Below are 17761 nucleotides of genomic sequence, written 5' to 3'. Positions count from 1 at the left end.
GGCTGACGTTCATGCATTTCAATCAATTGTTAAGGAGTGCTTCTTCCCTTTTCCGTAAATCCACCCGTTTGATTTTACCAGATGTCGTTTTGGGCAGCTCTTCTAAAAATTCGATTTTCCTTGGATATTTATATGGAGCAGTCAATTCTTTCACGTGCGATTGAAGCGTCTTGATCAAGTCCTGGCTGTTCGGATCGATATCATCCATCAAGACGACATACGCCTTGACCACATTTCCCCTTATTTCATCAGGACTTGCTATAACGGCACACTCTTTAACATATGGATGCTTAACGAGTGCATCTTCCACTTCAAACGGTCCGATCGTATATCCCGAACTGATGATGATATCATCAGAACGACCCTCAAACCAGAAATAACCATCCTCATCCTTTTTCGCTTGATCGCCGGTGATATAATAGTCCCCGCGGAATTGCTGCGATGTCCGCTCGGGATCTTTAAAATATTCTTTAAAGAGAGCAGGTGTATCGACATGTACGGCAATATCCCCCACTACGCCAGGCGAACAAGGTTTACCGGAGTCATCGATGATTTCCACATGGTTGCCCGGAGTCGGTTTGCCCATGGAGCCCAATTTAATTTCCATGCCTTTCGTTACACCAACCAACAAGGTATTTTCGGTCTGTCCATACCCATCACGCACTTCAATCTGGAAATGGTTCTTAAAGACCTCGAACACTTTTTGATTTAAAGGCTCTCCCGCCGATACAGCACTGTGAAGATGGGATAAATCATAATCATCAAGGTTATCCACCTTTGCAATCAATCGATATTCGGTGGGCGTGCAGCATAATGCATTCACTTTGTAGTCCTGTAGCAGCTGAAGATATTTTTTCGCCTCGAACTTTCCATGATAGGCAAGGCCTGTCGCTCCTGTTCCCAGAACCGCCAGGAAAGGACTCCAGATCCACTTTTGCCACCCTGGGCCTGCCGTTGCCCAAACGACATCCGTTTCGCTGATCCCGAGCCAGTTTGCAGCGGACGTTTTCAAATGGGCATAAGCCCATCCATGTGTATGGACGACCCCTTTTGGATTTCCTGTCGTTCCGGAAGTATACGATAAGAATGCCATATCCTCACTCTTCGTGTCAGCGATGGTCAGCTGATCGGATTCCTCATCGGCGAGCTCATTCAAATCCAGCCAATTTTCGATTCGTTTTCCGATTGAAAACTTCAGGAGGCTTTCCGCTCCTTCTATTTCATTCAATTCGTCAGTATATTCATGATAACTGATGATTCCTTTGACATCACCATGGTTGACTCGGTACTGCAAGTCCTTCGCACGAAGCATTTCAGAACAAGGGATGACAATCATGCCAATTTTCAATGCTGCTAAATACACTTGATAAGCTTCCACCAAACGGGGGATTATGATGAGGACCGTATCACCTTTACCCAGTCCTTTTTTCTTGAAGGCATTTCCAATTTTATTTGCACTTTTTAATAAATTCTCATATGTAAGTTGTTTTTTATCTCCGGTTTCGTTCTCCCAAAGTACGGCAACTTTACCTGGATCTTTTGCATAACGTTCCATTTCACTCACTAAGTTGTAATGTTCCGGAGCCAATAAGTCTTCACGCTTCATATTCTTCCCCTCCAATTATGAACTCTTAGTACCTACTCATTATACAAGATACTTCTCTAAAATTTCTATTTATTTTTACAAATTAAAAAAGAGAGCGGGTGTAGGAATCCGCTCCCTTATAGCCTGTAGACAATTCCTAAAGTGAGTTTGCCTTCAGTTTTTCTTTTTAAAAATTCCGCTGATTTTCGAAACCCGTTCCCTCTCCGCCGACTGTCTGCCAAGCCTCATCAAAGCATGCGCCTGTGGGGTCTCGGCTACCCAGTTATTCGGCAGGTGTGTCGCACTTTTTTTCAACCCTTTAAGGATTACTGAAAAAAACTTAAAGGATTAACTAGTCTAAACATAGCTGAGACTAGCCTACGGTTTTTTCAAGAAAACATTCCAGTTGATTTCAGAGATCCGCTCCCTTTCCGCCGACTGTCTGCCAAGCCTCCTCGGCGCAAGCGCCTGTGGGGTCTTGGCTAGCCAGTTATTCGGCAGGAGTGTCGCACATCTCTTCCATCCTTTAAGGATTACAGAAAAAAACTTAAAGGATTAAATAGTCTTAAACATAATTCGGGATGAGACTAGCCTGCAGTTTTATTTGAGAAACCCGTTCCCTTTCCACTGACTGTCTGCCAAGCTCATCAAAGCAGCACCTGTGGGGTCCTGGCGTAACCAGTTATTTGGCAGAAGTGTCGCACATCTCTTCAACCCTTTAAGGAATACTGATAAAAACTATGAAGAGTAATCTAGTTTACCTTTAAAATTTTGGTTCGGGGCGAGAGCAATTCGGAACTCCTTTTGCCGGAAAATTGATGGAACCGCCAGACTGTAGACGAATTGGAGAAGAAGAGGCAGTTTCCATACAATGTTTCTTAAAAAAGAAGTTCCAGTTGATTGGAACGTAAGGTACGAGACTCCTGCGGGAAAAGCGTGGCCAAGGGAGACCCCGCAGGCGAGCGCCGAGGAGGCTCACGGACCGCCCGCGGAAAGCGAGTGCCTGGAGTGGAAATCATTACACATACCCACTTTCAGAAACCCGTTCCCTTTCCACTGACTGTCTGCCAAGCTCATCAAAGCAGCGCCTGCGGGGTCTTGGCTAACCAGTTATTCGTCAGGAGTGTCGCACTTTTCTTCAATCCTTTAAGGACTGAAGGATAATCTAGTTTACTTTTAAAATTTTGGTTCGAGGCGAGAGCAATTCGGAAATCCTTTTGCCGGAAAATTGATGGAACCGCCAGACTGTAGACGAATTGGAGAAAAAGAGGCAGTTTCCCTACAATGTTTCTTAAGGCTCTTTTCGTAAAGATTGTTGTTTTTAAAACGAGTCTATTTAAGGTTGATTGGAGCGGAAGTGCGAGACTCCTGCGGGAGCAGCGGGACAGGTGAGACCCCACAGGCGTTTACGCCGAGGAGGCTCACCGCCCGCCCAGCGGAAAGCGAGCATCTGGAGTGGAAATCAACCACAACTCACTACCTGGTAAATAGCAACAAAGTATGTGAAAACAGCCTTTCTTAAAAAAGAAGTTCCAGTTGATTGGAACGTAAGGTACGAGACTCCTGCGGGAAAAGCGTGGCCAAGGGCGGACCGCCCGCGGAAAGCGAGTGCCTGGAGTGGAAGTCATTACACATACTCCCTTTCGGTGGGGTCTCGGCAAGCAGGAATGTTGCACTTTTCTTCATTCCAATAATGTTTCATATTATATAAGACAGTAAAAAATTATGTAGTAAAGCTAAGAGTTTATTAAATCGGCGTCCACGAATTAATTCCGCAAACGTAAAGAGAGCGGGTATTAAAACCCGCTCTCTGTAGCCATATTTATGAAATTATCTGTTGAAACCTCCGCCTAATTGTTGTTCAGCCATTTGAACAAGGCGTTTTGTGATTTCTCCACCAACTGAACCGTTAGCGCGAGATGTTGTGTCGGCACCAAGTTGCACGCCGAATTCTGTAGCGATTTCATATTTCATTTGTTGTAGAGCTTGTTCAACTCCAGGTACCAATAATTCGTTTGAGCTGTTGTTGTTTGCCATGTGTTTTTCACCTCCTTGTGATTATAGAGTGTGTTAAAACACATGGCTTCATTCGCACATTTTTATTGGTAATTAAAGGATTCTAGAATAAGTCTTCCATCGCTTCTTCCTTATCGAAAGTCTGACCCGGTTTAACCGTTAATATTTCTGTTTCGGAGACCGCTTTTTCAATCAAGGATTCAAAGTCGACGAAGCTTTCATAGTAATTGACTTTTTCACGTTTCGGTTTCGTTTTTGGGCTTGCCGGCGTAAAGACCGTACAGCAATCCTCGTACGGCAGATTGGATATTTCAAAAGTATCGAGTTCTCTTGCTATTTTGATGATTTCTGTCTTATCCATGGTAATCAGCGGACGCAGGATCGGTGTATTCGTCACCTCATTGATGGCAAACATGCTGCTCATCGTCTGGCTTGCAACCTGCCCAAGGCTTTCACCGGTGATCAGTGCCATGGCTTCTTCCTTTTCACGGATGCGATCGGCGACCCGCATCATTAAACGACGGGTTGTAGTCATTGAGTAGTTTTCCGGGATTTGTTTTTGAATCAATAATTGGATTTCCGTAAATGGAACGATATGCACTTTCATGCTTCCATTTATTTCTGCCAGCTTGCCTGCCAAATCAATGACCTTTTGACGTGAACGCTCGCTTGTGAACGGCGGGCTGTAAAAATGGATCGCCTCCACGTCCAAACCCCGTTTCATCGAAAGGAATCCTGCAACAGGGCTATCAATCCCGCCTGAAAGCATCAGCATCGCCTTCCCGCTTGAACCGAATGGAAGACCGCCTGCACCCTGGATGATTTCACCTGTCAAATACACGGCTTCGCGTCTCACTTCCACTAGCAGGTTCAAATCTGGGTTCTTTACATCCACTTTTAAATCTTCTGTATTTCGGAGCAAATGCCCCCCGATTGCCCTGTTAATTTCATCGGTATTATATGGAAAATCCTTATCGGCGCGTTTTGTCGTGATTTTGAACGTGTTTACCTCTTCAAGGGTATGATTAAGGTAATACAATGCGGCCGTTTTCATCACTTCCAGATCACGCTCTATTTTTATTGCAGGGCTTAATGACTGTATTCCAAAAATGCCTTTCAATCGGTCAATGACCGGCACATGGTCAGCACCGTTCAGGAGAACGTACATCCGCTCCCGGTTGGCTGTCAGCACTACGCCTTCTATATCTTTTAAACTCCAGCGGATATGTGCCTTCATTTTGTCTACAAAGCCTTTACGGTTTCTTTTTTTAGTGGAGATTTCTCCATAACGGATAATTATATGATCAAATTTCATTTAGCAACCCTCATTATTTTTTCTAAATTAGCGACTATTTTCTGTATCGCCGCCAGAACTTGCTTTGCTTCTTCCATTTCATTGCCATAGGTAGTGCTGATACGGATGACGCTTTCGGAACGAGCTGAATGACGGAACATCGCGTCCACCGTTTTGCTTATCGTCCTTTTTTTCGAAGAACAGGCACTAGTCGTCGAAACATATATTCCTTCCGATTCCAGTGCATGCAGCAATACCTCGGATTTAAGGCCCGGAACGGAAAAATTCACAATATGAGGTGCACCCTCTTCGGGACTGTTAACCAACACCCCGTCCATTTCCTTCAAACCTTTATATAAATAAGTTTTGATTTGCTGAAGCTTATCATGATACAGCAATTGATTGTTCATACTAATACGCAAAGCCTTCGAAAGGGCGACGATTCCCGCAACATTTTCGGTGCCGCTCCTGATTTTCGTTTCCTGATTGCCACCATGGAAAAGCGGATCGACCCGAACGCCTTCACGAACATACAGGATGCCCGTCCCTTTCAAACCGTGAACCTTGTGGCCGGAAATTGTACATAAATCCACATTGGCTTCACGCAATGATAAGGAAACCTTGCCTGTTCCCTGTACATTATCGACATGAAAGAGCACGTTTGGGTATTGTTTTAACAATTTGCCCACTTCAACAATCGGCTGTATCGAGCCAACTTCATTATTAACATGCATGACGGAAACCAAAATGGTATCTTCCCTCAATGCATCCTTAAGATCGGTTACATCAATTTGTCCAAATTCGTTAACGGGAAGATATGTGATCTCATATCCCATTCTCGTCAATGATTGGCATGCGTCTTCTACAGAAGGATGTTCAATCGCTGTCGTGATTATGTGTTTGCCGCGATTTCCCTGAGCGTGGGCTGCCCCTTTAATGGCAAGATTATTTCCTTCCGTTCCGCCGGAAGTGAAATATATTTCCGAACTCTTCACCTTTAATAAATCAGCAATCTGCTTTCTGGCAGCGGAAAGCAGTTTTTCGGATTGAACCCCAAGTCCATGAAGCGAAGAGGGGTTCCCGAAATAGTCCGAAGTAACCTTCATGAATGATTCGATTACTTCGGGATATGGTTTTGTTGTTGCACTATTGTCAAAATAAATCATGGGTTCACCTTCCATGTTTTTATATCTATGATGGTCACTCTTCTAAATATAAGTTTCAATGTTGCTGTTGCAACTTCTAATATTAACATAATTGAATTTGAAAGAGAATGTAAAACACCGATCCAAGAATGATAGGATACCTGCTTCTTTTTATTCCCGAGAATGATTTAACTTCCCACCTAATCTAGAAAAAGAAAAAAACCCGCAATGGCGGGTTTTCAGGAAAGGACTTCTTCTATGTTGGCACCGATTTTTCGTAAACTGCCTGGGTCGACCTTTTCTATGGCAGTGGCTGCCGTTTCCAATGCGGCTTGATATTCATAGCTTCGGAATTTCGCTTCGGCTTCCCTTAGGCTCTCGGCTACCATATCGTGGCTGCTTCGATAACGATTTCCGAATTGGATCACCTTTTCGGCCAAATACATATGCTCGATCAATTCTTGGGCTTTTTCGTGGACCTTATCAACCTGTTGAACCGCTTTTTCCAAATAAATATAAACAGCGGCCATCTCAAGCGGCTTTTCTTCAAGTTTACCCTGAACGTCATCCATGCTTTCTTTGGCATCCTGAAGCACCACTTTATACTCTTCTGGAAGACCTGGAATATTGCTTTTTGAAATTAAACGTCCAGTATCGACCATTTTGCGCTTCAATTCTGCCAGTGAATCCCTGGCATCCATTTCATCTTTTCGTAAAGCCTGTAATTTAACGGTAAAGTCTTTCTGATTTTCCTGTAATTCCTTCAACTGTACTGCAAGCCCCTGCATCTCTTCGCTGATAAGCGAGCTTGCCATCACATTATCCTCCATTTTCAAGACGAGCAATTGATGGCGTTTTGAAATCTGGGCAATCTGCTTTTCCATTTTCCGTTGGGCATCGAGCTCATTTTCCGTCAGATGATACGTGTGTTGAACATGTATGGTTTCAACTTTAAGTTTATCGTTTTCATATTCTAGGTCACTAATGGTTTTCCTGAGAATTTCATCATTTTTCAAGATATACTGTTTTGAAAGTACTTCTTTTTCCAAAAGGTCATAAAGAACCTCGATGCTTTCGCGCATTTCTTTAATTCCTTTTTCCACTGCTTCCGTTTCGGCATTTTCCAATTGTGTTTTATATAGATCCAGTTCTTCCTCAAGCCGTGATATCTCCTGCTCGAATTGGATATGGCTCAACAGGTACCCCTGTCCTGACATCTCCTCATAACCATCCTTCAATTCATTAAGCTGGGAATGCAGCTCGGATTGGCTATCAACCAATAATTTTGGGAGCATTTCCATTTTAACTGACAGAACCGCCAATTTGTCCTTAATGGTGAGAACAAGCTCCCTCGCATTCAAATAATTGCCGTTCACGGTCTCTTCTTCATATTTCTGAAGGATCTGCAACACTTCATCCAAGGAGCTTTCCAGCTTATCAGCCGCTTTCCCATAATTATGCCTGTGTGCAAGCAGGGATTTCTTCAATTGACGGTAGGATTCTTTGATATCCTCGATTTCCAATCGATTCTTTTCCTCACTGCCTACGAGTTCATTCAGTTCGTATAGGATCTTTTTGATCATTTCCTCTATTTCATTCAGCTTGACTGTAATTTTGCGCTGTATCTCTTTTGATCGGCTGAAACGGTATTTATCGACGGATTCCTCGGCATCGAATAAAAGCTCTTCGACTTCAGGCATATGATCCGTAATGATGGCGTCCCATTCAATGCGCCAGTTTTCGAACATTTCCTCTGTTTCACCTGTCATGTTCAATTGTTTGACTTTAGAAAGCTCTTCCAGCACGGGGCGGTGCATGATGCTTATTTTCCAGGATTCCAGTCGATCGATTTCTTTAAAATATCTCTTTTTGAAAAAATAACCCCAAATGATGAAAATCAAAATTAATACAATTACCCCAATTATGTAATCCATGGTAAGCCCCCTGTTCTAATCCTTACAGTCTTGCTATTTATATATGAATTGTAAAAATGTTAAATTTAATGCTTTTATGATACCATGTTAGCAATAATTTTTGACGAGAAAAATGATTTTTTTGTAGAAAATTGCTACAAATACCTGTTTTTTGGGAGGGAAGGACCATGAAAGCTGACGGTCATGTGCACACTCCGTTTTGCCCTCACGGCTCTACGGATAAATTCGATGAATATATTACGCGGGGAATCGAGCTAGGATTAAAGGAAATCACATTTACGGAACATGCTCCATTGCCACGAAATTTTCAAGATCCTACGCCTGAAAAAGACAGCGGGATGGACGCTGCCCTGCTCCTCGATTACTTTCAAGAGCTCCGCGTACTGAAAGAACGCCATAAAGACAAAATCCTGATCAAAACAGGTCTGGAGGTTGACTTTATAGAGGGGTATGAAAAAGAAACAAAAGAATTCCTCGACGAAATCGGAGAATCCCTTGATGATAGTATACTTTCCGTTCACTTCATCAAGCATCAAAACAGCTGGCATTGCATCGATTTCAGCGAAAATGGGTTTGCTGAGATTGCCAATGAACTAGGTTCAGTGGAATCGGTTTATGCCAAATATTACGATACACTGGAAAAATCAATAGAAACTGATTTAGGCATTTATAAACCAAAACGGATCGGGCACATTACGCTTGTCCATAAATTCCAGCATCGATATCCGCCGGCATCAAGTTTTGACGAGCGGGTTTACAAGGTTCTCGAAATGATCAAGGATCAAAGGTATGAACTGGATTATAATGGAGCTGGGCTTGTAAAGCCGCTATGCGGTGAACCCTACCCTCCTGAACGATTTGCAAAGCGTGCTTTAGAACTCGGCATTCCGCTCATTTATGGTTCCGATGCCCATCAGGCTAAAGATTTGGGTCAGGGCCATCAGGCACTGATTGCAGGGTATAATGGGTAACTCATGTTTACACCTCAGCCCCGGCCGGCTAACAGCGGCTGCAGGTCTTCGGCAATGAATAGGGTATCTTGCAGAAAACGCCCGACTTCATTGGCATAAATATTCGTGTAATACGCTTCCTGCGGGAATACATGAAGCACATCCATCGCATAATGGGTATGCAGGACAGGGGCCGTCAATAATCCCTTCAACTGCAGCATATACATGGGAACGGAGACCTGCTGGAAACTCCTGCTCTTGATTCCTTGTTCCAATATATATTGAAAATAAGACTTTTCCTTTGTAAAATAAGTCGAATGAATTTCACGGTTTAAATTGGAATCGAGTGAAGATTCCCCATAAATGAACCTTGCAGCAAGGAAGTTTTCCCTCTGGAAAGCGAGGATATCCTTTACAAGGTTCATCAAGCAATGCTGCGGGCCTTTAAGTTCAAGCAGCGTCATGTTCGTCTCAAGGACCAGGATATATTCTTCTAAATAGGAAGTGAAACAGAATTCCAGCAACCCCTGCTTATTCTTGAAATAGTAGGCAATATTGGCAGCGTTCACTTTCGCTTTATTCGCAATATCCCGTATGGATGTAGCATGATAGCCTTTTAAATGAAATAAATGCAATGCAGCATCCACAATGGCTTGTTTCGTTGGCGTCTGGCGATTCATTCAGGCAATCCCTCGCTTTCTTTGAGACAAGTCTTATGGACTACTTCTTCACGAAAGAGCCTGAATCCTTTAGTAAGTTCTCGACAATTTCCCAACAATGGAGCATCATGATTAGAAAGTGCTGTAAAAATATGAGGAAGACAGGTGAACGCTTTTGTTTAATGTCGAAATGTATCAAGGAAAAAAAGAAAAAAACTATGAACTGGTCCAAAAACAACTACTTGCCTTAATCGAAGATGAAACGAACAGGATAGCCAATTTAAGCAATGCGGCAGCTTTACTTAATCAGTTTCTCGATGAGATTAACTGGGTTGGCTTTTATTTATATGAAGAAGACCAATTAATACTGGGACCCTTCCAGGGGCTTCCGGCCTGTGTCCGCATTCCAATGGGCAAGGGCGTATGCGGGACTTCAGCGGCAACTGAAAAAACCCTGCGCATTGAGGATGTCCACCAATTCCCTGGACATATCGCCTGCGATGCGGCATCAAGATCTGAAATTGTCATCCCGCTCATGAAGGATGGCAAATTGCTTGGTGTCCTCGATATCGACAGCCCGATAACGGACCGTTTTGACGAAATGGATCAGCAAGGACTGGAGAAGTTCGCTGAAATCCTTTCCAATCATCTATAAAAGTTAAAGGGAGCGGCAACCCATGCCTGCTCCCTTTTTCATTTCAGTACCCAGGTACAAACCCTTTCCCTCACCGGCCCTTTTGACATTTCACTTTTAAATGATGCAAAGGAAACCCGTGGCAAGGGTCCCAAGTAATCCCGGAAACCATCCATAATTGTTGTATTCATTATCTCATGATAAAATTGTATTTTTCCTGCCGCCATTCTCTATTCTATAATTATCACAACTGTCCTTGACTCATTGAGCAGAATATTATACAATACTCTTTGTGTAAAATATTGCAGCCTATGTGATAGCCTTTATGTTCTCATTTTGTTCCTCAATCCAGAGGTGTATCTCGTAACCCTCTGCTGCTAGGGCGAAGGTACATGAAAACAAAATGGTCATGATCGTACATTCACACGGTTTTTATTTTACCAAAATAAAAACATTTAAAGGAGGAGTCATCCTATGGCTCGTTATACTGGCCCAAGCTGGAAACTATCCCGTCGTTTAGGAATTTCCCTAACAGGTACTGGTAAAGAATTAGAAAAACGCCCTTATGCTCCAGGACAACATGGTCCTAACCAACGTAGAAAAATTTCTGAATACGGAATGCAACTACAAGAGAAACAAAAACTTCGTCACATGTACGGAATCACTGAGCGTCAATTCCGCACAATGTTCGACCGCGCTGGCAAACTTAAAGGTGTACATGGTGAAAACTTCATGATTCTTCTTGAATCACGTCTTGACAACCTAGTTTACCGTCTTGGTTTAGCTCGTACACGTCGTCAAGCACGTCAACTTGTTAACCACGGTCACATCACTGTAGACGGAAGCCGCGTAGACATTCCATCTTACAAAGTGTCTCTTGGACAAACAATCTCAGTTCGTGAAAAATCACGCAACTTCTCAATCATCAAAGAATCAGTTGAAGCAACTAACTTCGTTCCTGATTTCCTTACTTTCGATGCTGAGAAATTAGAAGGTACTTTCACTCGTTTACCAGAACGTTCTGAATTGCCTGCTGAAATTAACGAAGCTCTTATCGTTGAGTTCTACTCTCGTTAATAAAAACGCTTTGTTAACAGCAATTAGGAAAACCCTAAAAACATTGATACATCAGTGTTTCTAGGGTTTTTTCTTTTTCTCCTGATTTTTAGAATGGTGTATGATAACCTGTTTAATTAGGGAGGTTTAGAAAACTCCAATAAAAAATAGGTTGTGGACTGTTGCTTATTTTTACGTTCTCTTGAAATAGGAGGACGTTTTTAATATCAGAGAAGAATACTTTATAAAGTAGTATAATAAGTAAAAATATAGCGAAAGCCAAGTCACCACCACATTACTTAAATTATAAATGTAGGAGAAATACAGTAACGAAATAGGCTAAGACAATTATTGTAAATAATATATTCATTTAAAATAGATACTGTATTTGATTTCTTATTTATATTTAACTTTTATATAGGGAGCACCAACACCGCATGCAGTATTTGAATAATACGTATTTATAACCTTTCCAGTCGGGCTTTTTACTATGTGTTTAAATCTCTTGAAAGTAATGTCTGACCAAACACCTAATCTACTGTATTTTTTTGAATTAGCTGGGATTGTTGTAGAAACTGAGGTATTATGAGCTACGCTAACACCCACATTAAATCCATCATAACTATAAGAACCAGAAATAGTATATGATTTCCCACGAGAAATAGTATAACTGCTAGCTTTAGCCCAAGCGTTTGTAAGAGGGTGATAGTTTACCCATTTTTCTTTTGCTGTATTAGTAGTAATGGTTGTTGTTGTAGTTTTATTACACGTTGCGCATATAGGAACAATTTTTATAATTTGGCTATCTAAATAAGCATTATAGTCTTCTACTGTATCAAAAAATACTAAGGTTCCATTGTCTTTTGTTAAACTGTAAGGAGCATCAACTGTTAATTCCACATTAGCTCCTTCAATTTCTACAATGGAATCGTCTCCCCCTTCTGCTGAGACCCTTGATAAATTCAGAGATCCTATTAATAGAATAAACAGGCTGAAAAGACTAAGAAGCTGAATGTAAAACTTTTGGTTATTAATTCTCATTTTTTACCCCTCATATTTTTCTGAATTTTCTGATAATTACAGTATACACTTTTTAGTATATAATACAAATTAACTAAAGAGAGGTGATATTATGAAATTAATAGCCGGAACTATAGCGTTATCTGTTTCTTTTATCCTATTTATTTATTTGTATGGCTTAAAAGTAGATCACTCTATTAAATACAACGGAAGCTTTTATACGTTTCCAGCAATACTATTATTGATAGCCATGTTTTGTTTTGTATCAATTATGAGGAAAAACAACAAAGACTAAACATAATAAAATGTTGATTAGCTAAAAAATCCTGACTCAAGTTCGAGTAGACGTGATGGAGATTCCAGAAAATCATGATAATCCGATAGAGCATACCATTCAAAGAAAGTAATAATTACCTCCTTCTTATCTGCAGAAATCTCTTGCCTATTGGAGCTTAGACAAAGCTGTTTCGGTACCTTTTCAAAGATAGCATCAAGTTCCAGGGTCAAACCCTTCCATGTAAGATTGGCTTTTGCACCCTTTTAAATGTGACTACTGCAGATTTAGACTTAGGTTTCCATTCTCCTCCCCCAATTAAAATCATGGCTTATCCTCCCGACGGTTGTGGGTAAAGCGACTCTAGGGGGTGCAGTGCCCACGTTCCAATCAACGTTTTTTAAAAAAAAATTATTGCAGAACAAAGCCCGGCTGGGATTCAGCCGGGCTTTGGACAATCATTTCACTAATGTGTATTTCTTCTTGCCGCGACGAACGAGGATGAACTCCCCTTCAATCTTGGCAGCTTCCGTCACTACATATTGCAGATCGGTCACTTTCTCCCCATTTATGGAGATTGCCCCGTTCTGAATATCTTCACGGGCTTGACGCTTTGATGGCGAAATTTTCGCTTCAACGATTAAATCGACCAAACCGATATCTTCCTTGCTTTCACGTTCGAAGCTAGGGACATCTTTAAAGCCCAATTTGATTTCCGCTGCACTTAAATTCTTCACCTCACCGCTGAATAGGGCGGCAGAGATTTTGATCGCTTGGTCAAGAGCTTCCTGACCATGAATCAAACGGGTCATTTCTTCCCCTAAAGCTTTTTGCGCTTTACGCAAATGCGGTTCGTTTTGTACGGATTGCTCTAACTCTTCAATCACCTCACGAGATAGGAATGTGAAGAATTTAAGGTATTTCACGACATCTGCATCTGCTGTATTGATCCAGAATTGGTAAAATTCATAAGGAGTCGTTTTTTCCGGATCAAGCCATATCGCTCCGCCTTCCGTTTTACCGAATTTCGTTCCATCCGCTTTCGTTACGAGCGGGATCGTCATACCGAATGCTTTGGCATTCTCATCATTGGATTTCCTGATCATTTCAAGGCCGGTCGTAATGTTGCCCCATTGATCACTGCCGCCTATTTGCAATTTACAGTCGTAATTGCTGTATAAATGTCCGAAATCAATTCCTTGTAAAATCGTGTACGCAAATTCAGTGAAGGAAATTCCTGTATCCAAGCGGGAAGCAACCGTATCTTTTGCCAGCATGTAGTTAATGCCGATGTATTTCCCGTAATCACGCAGGAACGTAACCATATCGATTTTGCCTATCCAGTCATAGTTATTGACCATGACCGCACCATTTTCACCGTCGAATTCAAAGATGTGGGATAGCTGCCCTTTTATGCAGTCTGCATTATAAAGGACTTTTTCCAGCGTTTGCAGCTGACGTTCCTCTTTTTTACCGCTAGGATCACCGATGAGTCCTGTCGCACCGCCTACCAGCACAAGGGGACGATGACCGTGCTGCTGGAAACGGCGCAATGTCAAGAATGGCAATAGATGACCGATGTGCATGCTATCCGCAGTTGGATCGACACCACAGTATAAAGAAATTTTCTCTTTTTCCAAAAGGTTCTTAAAACCTTCTTCATCCGTTTGTTGATAAATAATTCCTCTCCACTCGAGGTCTTTAAGCAATTCCATTAAATATTCCTCCTCCATCTTAGAAAAAACCCGCAAAAAGCACATAAAAACGCCCCTTCATAAATATGAAGGGACGAATGAATTCGCGGTACCACCCAACTTGAGGACATAATACGCCCTCCGCTCAAGACGAATAACGGTCGTCAGCCGTTTCCTGCTACTAATCATTTCACAGCAAATGCTCCAGGAAGTAATTCATCATACCATTTGTACCGATTTCCACTAACCACCGGCTCTCTGAAACAGGGATAGTCTGACTACTGGGTCCTATCATCGCGATCATTTAATCATTTTATTGTTGTTAATAAACTTTTATCATACATAAGAATCCTTGTCAACATCACCCTACAGATTATAGAAAAATAAGAAAGATGCCCTTTCCCCTACCGGTTGTATGCTATAATATATGTGATTTCAGGGGGTATGATACGATGAATAATAATCAAAAAGATAGATTTCAAACAGTCTGGAAGCAGCTGACCCGTTTTTTCCAAAGTGAAAAAACACATAAGAACGCGCGGGTTACATACCAAGTCATTTGGAATTTAACACTGATCCTCATTATTGTCGGGATCCTAGGATTCTCATTCGCCGGCGGCGTAGGAGCCGGCTATTTCGCTGCCCTCGTCAATGATGAGCCAGTACGCTCAAAAGAAGATTTGAAAAAAGACATTTACAATTATGAAGAGACCTCTGAAGTATACTTTGCAGATGAAGTATACTTGGGCAAGCTTAAGAGTGACCTTGAGCGTGAGGAAGTGTCCATCGATAAAGTTTCCAAGCATCTTAAAAATGCAGTCATCGCTACAGAAGATGAGTATTTTTATGAACATGACGGGGTTGTTCCGAAAGCCATCCTGCGTGCGATTTACCAGGAATTTTCGAATGCAGCCGTCCAATCGGGAGGAAGTACATTAACACAGCAGCTCATTAAAAACCAGGTCCTGACCAACGAAGTATCATTTGAACGGAAAGCCAAAGAAATTCTTCTTGCGCTCCGGGTCGAAAAGTTCTTTGAAAAAGAAGAGATTTTGGAAACGTACTTAAACGTCTCCACTTTGGGACGAAACTCTTCAGGCCGGAACATCGCCGGGGTCGAGTCCGCCGCTGAAGGTATTTTTGGCGTGGAGGCCAAAGATCTGACACTGCCCCAATCAGCCTTTATCGCTGGATTGCCGCAAAGCCCTTTCGGATATACACCATATACCCAAAAAGGAAAACTGAAGGAAAATCAAAAGCCCGGCATCAACCGGATGAAAACCGTTTTAAAGCGGATGTATAGTAACGGGTACATAACAAAAGAAGAATATGCTAAAGCAAACGCATACGACATTACTAAAGACTTTATCGGTAAAACGGAGATGCCATCCGAGAAATATCCATGGCTCATCGATGAAATCGAAAAACGCTCCATCGAAATACTCTCTGTCAGTCTGGCAAAAGAAGATGGATATGAAGAGAAAGATTTAAAGAATGCTGATTTAAAAGCTCAATATCTAGCACTTGCCGACCGTAAGCTGCGGCAAAATGGCTATAAGGTATATACGACCGTCAACAAAAAGATTTATGACAAGATGCAGGAAGTAACGAAAAACTATCCGAATTACGGATACGATAAAGCAGGTGAGCCCGTTGAAGCCGGGGCCATCCTTATCGAGAATAAAACAGGGAAAATCATCAGTTTCGTAGGCGGCCGTGATTTTAAGCGGAAACAGTACAACCACGCCACCGCATCATTGCGCTCGAACGGATCAACGATGAAGCCGCTGGTGATATATGGTCCAGGCATCGAGCTGGGCAAGATCTCGCCTGGCAGCGTATCGGCCAACGTGCCGATCTCCATTCCAACAGGCGGCAAACCGTGGAGTCCAGGAAACTATGGCGGCGGCAGCTATACGGGAGTATCGACTGCCCGCGAGGCCCTGAAGAATTCCTATAACATCCCGGCAGCGCTCTTTTACAAGAAAATCATCAACCTGAGCCCCGCTTCGTATTTGGAAAAAATGGGCTTCTCCACCGTGACGAAAGGGGATTACTCCAATCTTGCCGTGTCATTGGGTGCGATGGAAAAAGGTGTAACCGTTGAAGAAAACGTCAATGCATATGGCACTTTTGCCAATTCAGGAGAATTCATCGATGCTTATATGATCGATAAAATCGTTTCGAAAGATGGCAAAGTCATCTATCAGCATAAAGTGAAACCAGTGGATGTTTTCTCTCCGCAAGCCGCTTACCTGACGCTCGATATGATGCGTGATGTCGTAAACAGCGGGACGGCGGCCTCGGTCAGGAACCGCCTTGCTTTCTCAAGCGATTGGGCAGGTAAAACCGGTACTTCACAAAACTATTGGGATGCCTGGTTTGTAGCCATGTCCCGAATGTATCGTTCGGGACATGGCTCGGTTATGACAAGCCTAAATCCTTGCAAGGGACTTATAATGGTCTTGAATATAATAAACGTAATATGTATTATTGGGCAGATCTGATCAATGCAGCATATAAAGTCGACCCTAAACTCATCGACCCCGATAAGCGATTCGAAATGCCTGGCGGAATTGTCAGCCGTTCCTTCTGTGGCGTTTCAGGACTACTGCCTTCAAGCTCATGCCAAAAGGCCGGGCTTGTCAAATCGGATTTATTCATCGCCAAGTATGCTCCATCCAGGGCGGATGATAGTTTCATAGATGGACAATATGTATCAGTGGGCAGCAAACGCTACGCAGCCCTTCCGCAAACACCTGGCGAATTCAAAAGCGGTGGGTTCATGTTGAATCCAGATTCCTTTGCAGATATCGGATTGAGATATGTCATTGACCCGGGATCCGTGATTCCCGGAGCCGAAAAATCAGGAAATGTCGTCGGGGCGACAGCGAAATTGAATGATAATGGCAAAGCACCAGATCCCCTATCCATAACGATCAGCAACGATAAGATTACATGGGGCTTGCATCATGAAGGAGATGTCGTCGGTTATCGTGTCTATAAAGACGGCAAAAAAGTGTCGAGCATCAATGCTGGGGAGAATCTTGTTTACAAAGTCGGATCTGGCGGATCTTATTACGTAACGGCCGTCGACATTGTCGGTAAAGAATCAGCCCCTTCCCAACATGTTGAAAGCGGCGCTAAAAAGACAAGTTCCAAAGAAGATTCCACGAAAAATAAAGATGATCGCGGAAAAGATAAAATAGTTAACGAAGTTAAAAAAACAGACTCAAAAGAAGAGAACGCTCCAGACAAAAATACAGATAAACAACCGGAAAAAGATATACAACAAGAAAAAGAAACGGAAACGGATAAAGAAAAAGATCCAGTTCAAGACAAAGATCAAAACAAAGAGAATACAGATAAAGAAATTCAAGGGAACGACAAAGATCAAGGCACAGTCAATGATCAAGAGCAAGAAACGGATAAAGCGGAAGAAGGGGAAGAATGACACTCTTGAACTAAAACAGGCTGTCGGGTAACCCCCGACAGCCTGT

General features: G+C 42.4%; 14 protein-coding genes and 1 other annotated feature. Of the genes, 6 read left to right on the top strand and 8 right to left on the bottom strand.

Features of this window, described 5'->3' with window-relative positions; genetic code table 11:
• Window positions 1–22 precede the first annotated feature (22 nt).
• Window positions 23–1606 (bottom strand): acyl-CoA synthetase MbcS, encoded by a 1584-nt coding sequence (gene mbcS / locus A6755_RS08585; RefSeq protein WP_054400025.1) that lies wholly within the window; start codon window positions 1604–1606, stop codon window positions 23–25.
• 879 nt (window positions 1607–2485) lie between these two features.
• Here mbcS and A6755_RS26600 point away from each other — a divergent pair.
• Window positions 2486–2749, top strand: a complete 264-nt coding sequence (locus tag A6755_RS26600; RefSeq protein ID WP_134402109.1) for a hypothetical protein — start codon at window positions 2486–2488, stop codon at window positions 2747–2749.
• Between the two features lie 666 nt (window positions 2750–3415).
• On the opposite strand, the gene A6755_RS08575 is transcribed toward A6755_RS26600, so the two are convergent.
• The 4 genes from A6755_RS08575 to ezrA all read right to left on the bottom strand — a co-directional run bounded on the left by A6755_RS08575 (window position 3416) and on the right by ezrA (window position 7974).
• Entirely contained in the window at window positions 3416–3622 is a 207-nt protein-coding gene (locus A6755_RS08575; RefSeq protein WP_034309203.1) for an alpha/beta-type small acid-soluble spore protein, read from the bottom strand.
• 82 nt (window positions 3623–3704) lie between these two features.
• Complete coding sequence (gene thiI / locus A6755_RS08570) at window positions 3705–4916, bottom strand: tRNA uracil 4-sulfurtransferase ThiI (RefSeq protein WP_034309205.1); 1212 nt, start codon at window positions 4914–4916, stop codon at window positions 3705–3707.
• Window positions 4913–6061, bottom strand: coding sequence for a cysteine desulfurase family protein (locus A6755_RS08565; RefSeq protein ID WP_063590440.1), 1149 nt, complete (start codon window positions 6059–6061; stop codon window positions 4913–4915). Before A6755_RS08565 ends, thiI begins: the two co-directional genes overlap by 4 nt.
• 218 nt (window positions 6062–6279) lie before the next feature.
• Window positions 6280–7974, bottom strand: a complete 1695-nt coding sequence (gene ezrA, locus A6755_RS08560) for a septation ring formation regulator EzrA (protein WP_063590439.1) — start codon at window positions 7972–7974, stop codon at window positions 6280–6282.
• 167 nt (window positions 7975–8141) lie between these two features.
• Between ezrA and hisJ the strand changes: the two genes are divergently transcribed.
• The gene (gene hisJ / locus A6755_RS08555) at window positions 8142–8945 is read left to right on the top strand and encodes a histidinol-phosphatase HisJ (RefSeq protein ID WP_063590438.1); all 804 of its coding nucleotides are present in this window, start codon (window positions 8142–8144) and stop codon (window positions 8943–8945) included.
• Window positions 8946–8959: 14 nt separating this feature from the next.
• Here the strand turns inward: hisJ and refZ are convergent, their stop codons facing one another.
• Window positions 8960–9604 (bottom strand): forespore capture DNA-binding protein RefZ, encoded by a 645-nt coding sequence (gene refZ, locus A6755_RS08550; protein WP_034309217.1) that lies wholly within the window; start codon window positions 9602–9604, stop codon window positions 8960–8962.
• A gap of 154 nt (window positions 9605–9758) precedes the next feature.
• Between refZ and A6755_RS08545 the strand changes: the two genes are divergently transcribed.
• Both A6755_RS08545 and rpsD read left to right on the top strand, forming a co-directional pair.
• Complete coding sequence (locus A6755_RS08545) at window positions 9759–10238, top strand: GAF domain-containing protein (RefSeq protein ID WP_034309218.1); 480 nt, start codon at window positions 9759–9761, stop codon at window positions 10236–10238.
• A gap of 453 nt (window positions 10239–10691) precedes the next feature.
• Window positions 10692–11294 carry a 30S ribosomal protein S4 gene (rpsD, locus tag A6755_RS08540; RefSeq protein WP_034309220.1) on the top strand — a complete coding sequence of 201 codons (603 nt, stop codon included), beginning with the start codon at window positions 10692–10694 and terminating at the stop codon, window positions 11292–11294.
• A gap of 375 nt (window positions 11295–11669) precedes the next feature.
• Here the strand turns inward: rpsD and A6755_RS08535 are convergent, their stop codons facing one another.
• Both A6755_RS08535 and tyrS read right to left on the bottom strand, forming a co-directional pair.
• On the bottom strand, window positions 11670–12314 hold the full coding sequence (locus A6755_RS08535; RefSeq protein ID WP_063590437.1) for a hypothetical protein: 645 nt from the start codon (window positions 12312–12314) through the stop codon (window positions 11670–11672).
• Between the two features lie 711 nt (window positions 12315–13025).
• A complete protein-coding gene (gene tyrS / locus A6755_RS08525) occupies window positions 13026–14282 on the bottom strand; it encodes a tyrosine--tRNA ligase (RefSeq protein WP_034309231.1) in 1257 nt (418 codons plus the stop codon).
• 66 nt (window positions 14283–14348) lie between these two features.
• Window positions 14349–14565 (bottom strand) — a binding site (T-box leader).
• A gap of 148 nt (window positions 14566–14713) precedes the next feature.
• On the opposite strand from tyrS, the gene A6755_RS08520 reads away from it, so the two are divergent.
• Both A6755_RS08520 and A6755_RS28100 read left to right on the top strand, forming a co-directional pair.
• On the top strand, window positions 14714–16768 hold the full coding sequence (locus A6755_RS08520; RefSeq protein WP_063590435.1) for a transglycosylase domain-containing protein: 2055 nt from the start codon (window positions 14714–14716) through the stop codon (window positions 16766–16768).
• Window positions 16747–17715: a hypothetical protein gene (locus tag A6755_RS28100; RefSeq protein ID WP_063590434.1), complete on the top strand. Its 969-nt coding sequence runs from the start codon at window positions 16747–16749 to the stop codon at window positions 17713–17715. The genes A6755_RS08520 and A6755_RS28100 overlap by 22 nt, the downstream gene beginning before the upstream one ends.
• The last annotated feature ends 46 nt before the right edge of the window (window positions 17716–17761 follow it).

The organism is Peribacillus frigoritolerans, from assembly GCF_001636405.1.
In the GTDB taxonomy this organism is placed as follows: domain Bacteria; phylum Bacillota; class Bacilli; order Bacillales; family DSM-1321; genus Peribacillus; species Peribacillus frigoritolerans.
The sequence above is the reverse complement of the archived record's forward strand: the minus strand, read 5'-3'. Positions and strand labels throughout refer to the sequence as shown.

What these genes read in the sequence shown, in the direction of transcription:
- A6755_RS08520 (WP_063590435.1), top strand. Translation starts at nt 14,714, where the DNA reads ATGAATAATAATCAAAAAGATAGATTTCAAACAGTCTGGAAGCAGCTG.
- mbcS (WP_054400025.1), bottom strand. Translation starts at nt 1,606, where the DNA reads ATGAAGCGTGAAGACTTATTGGCTCCGGAACATTACAACTTAGTGAGT.
- hisJ (WP_063590438.1), top strand. Translation starts at nt 8,142, where the DNA reads ATGAAAGCTGACGGTCATGTGCACACTCCGTTTTGCCCTCACGGCTCT.
- A6755_RS28100 (WP_063590434.1), top strand. Translation starts at nt 16,747, where the DNA reads ATGTATTATTGGGCAGATCTGATCAATGCAGCATATAAAGTCGACCCT.
- refZ (WP_034309217.1), bottom strand. Translation starts at nt 9,604, where the DNA reads ATGAATCGCCAGACGCCAACGAAACAAGCCATTGTGGATGCTGCATTG.
- ezrA (WP_063590439.1), bottom strand. Translation starts at nt 7,974, where the DNA reads ATGGATTACATAATTGGGGTAATTGTATTAATTTTGATTTTCATCATT.
- A6755_RS08575 (WP_034309203.1), bottom strand. Translation starts at nt 3,622, where the DNA reads ATGGCAAACAACAACAGCTCAAACGAATTATTGGTACCTGGAGTTGAA.
- rpsD (WP_034309220.1), top strand. Translation starts at nt 10,692, where the DNA reads ATGGCTCGTTATACTGGCCCAAGCTGGAAACTATCCCGTCGTTTAGGA.
- thiI (WP_034309205.1), bottom strand. Translation starts at nt 4,916, where the DNA reads ATGAAATTTGATCATATAATTATCCGTTATGGAGAAATCTCCACTAAA.
- A6755_RS08535 (WP_063590437.1), bottom strand. Translation starts at nt 12,314, where the DNA reads ATGAGAATTAATAACCAAAAGTTTTACATTCAGCTTCTTAGTCTTTTC.
- tyrS (WP_034309231.1), bottom strand. Translation starts at nt 14,282, where the DNA reads ATGGAATTGCTTAAAGACCTCGAGTGGAGAGGAATTATTTATCAACAA.
- A6755_RS08565 (WP_063590440.1), bottom strand. Translation starts at nt 6,061, where the DNA reads ATGATTTATTTTGACAATAGTGCAACAACAAAACCATATCCCGAAGTA.